The following is a 1,915-nucleotide window of genomic DNA, read 5'->3' on the forward strand; positions in this document are numbered from 1 at the left end:
GCTGACGACCGTCCTCGCGCTCCTGCTCGCGCTGTTCATCATCGGCCCGCTCGCGTGGCTCGCGGTCCGCGCGTTCGCGGACAGCTGGACGTACCCGCACTTGTGGCCCGACAGCTGGACCACGCACTGGTGGGAAGTGGTCTTCGGCGACAAGGCGCTCGGCGTCGCGGTGCAGAACTCGCTGTTCTTCGCCCCGCTCACGGTCCTTGTCTCGGCGGCCCTGTGCCTGCCCGCGGCGTATGCGTTCGCGCGGTTCGAGTTCCCCGGCCGGCGCTTCTTCCTCATCGGGCTCTTCGCGGCCAACGCGTTCCCGAAGATGGGGCTCTTCGTCTCGCTCGCGGCGCTCTTCTACGCGCTCAACCTCATGAACTCGATCCTCGGCATCCTCATTGTGCACGTGCTCGGGACGATCGTGTTCATGACGTGGATCCCGTCTGCCGCGTTCGCGGCGGTGCCGCGGAGCCTCGAGGAGGCCGCCCGGGATGCGGGCGCGTCGAAGCTGCGGGTCTTCTTCAGCGTGACGCTGCCGATGGCACTCCCCGGCATCCTCGTGGCCGCGATCATGAGCTTCCTCGCGTCCTTCGACGAGGCGCAGGGCACTTACCTCGTGGGCGCTCCGGACTACATGACGATGCCCACGCAGATGTACAGCCTCGTGCTCAATTACCCGACCCAGGTGGCAGCCGTGTTCTCGATCCTCCTGGCGATTCCCTCCGTCGCTCTGCTCCTTGCGGCGCACAAACACATCGTCGGCGGCCAGCTCGCCGAGGGCTTCCAGATCAAGTAGAGGCACCATGACCACGAACCCGACTCTGTCCTCTTCCGCCTCAGGGGCTCCGGCAGCCGAGGCCCCGGCCTCGACGCCCGCCAAGCCCTCGGGAGGCCTCGACGTCCGCGGCCTGCACAAGGTGCTGGGCGGCCGGACCATCATCGACAGCCTCGACATGACTGTCCAGCCGGGCGAGCTCGTCTCGCTCCTCGGACCCTCCGGCTGCGGCAAGACCACGACGCTGCGCATGATCGCGGGCTTCCTCGCCCCGGACGCCGGCTCGATCAAGGTCGGCGACCGCGAGGTGGTCCACCTCGGTCCCGAGCAGCGTCCCAGCGCCATGGTGTTCCAGAACTACGCGCTGTGGCCGCACATGACTGTCGCGAAGAACGTGGGCTTCCCGCTCAAGCTGCGCAAGCGGCCCAAGGCGGAGATCGCCCAGCGCGTCGACGCGGCGCTCTCGCTCGTGAACCTCCTGCACCACAAGGACTCGCGGCCCGCGCGCATCTCGGGCGGCGAGCAGCAGCGCACCGCCCTCGCACGGGCCCTCGTACAGGAGCCCGAGCTGCTCCTGCTCGACGAGCCGCTGTCCAACCTCGACGCGAAGCTGCGCGTCAAGGTCCGCGAAGACATTCGCGAGATCCAGCAGCGCCTCGGCATCACGACCCTCATCGTCACGCACGATCAGGAGGAGGCCATGTCGATGTCGGACCGGATCGCGGTCATGAACCAGGGCCGCATCGAGCAGTTCAGCACGCCCGCCGAGCTGTACAGCGCCCCGGCCACCGAGTTCGTGGCCACGTTCATCGGGAGCCTCAACCGCCTCGAGGGTCGCGTCGAGGACGGCCGCATCGTGGCCGGTGCGGGCGTGGTCGGCGTCCGGCCCGAGGACGTCGTGTTCGTCGACGACTCGCGCGACGGTGCCGCGAACGGCGCGCGCCACAGCGCCGTCGACGGCCTTCCGGCGACGGTCGAGCGCGTGGTGCCCCGGGGGCACTTCGCCGAGCTCTACCTACGCCGCGAGGACACCGAGCTGCGCGCGTTCGTCACGGGCGCCGTCCCGCCGGTCGGCGCGAGCGGCTACGCGCGGATCGAGAAGTGGCTCGACTTCGAGGACGGCAAGCTCGTGCGCGAGGGCGTGGACGC

2 protein-coding genes are annotated in these 1,915 nt (G+C 69.3%); both read left to right on the top strand.

Features of this window, described 5'->3' with window-relative positions:
- The first annotated feature begins 1 nt into the window (after position 1).
- On the top strand, positions 2–787 hold the full coding sequence (locus tag ACLN58_RS21665; protein WP_415857278.1) for an ABC transporter permease: 786 nt from the start codon (positions 2–4) through the stop codon (positions 785–787).
- A gap of 7 nt (positions 788–794) precedes the next feature.
- On the top strand, positions 795–1,915 hold a 1,121-nt coding region (locus tag ACLN58_RS21670; protein ID WP_415857279.1), incomplete at its 3' end, for an ABC transporter ATP-binding protein.

This window comes from Sinomonas sp. G460-2 (genome assembly GCF_047759905.1).
GTDB lineage: Bacteria > Actinomycetota > Actinomycetes > Actinomycetales > Micrococcaceae > Sinomonas.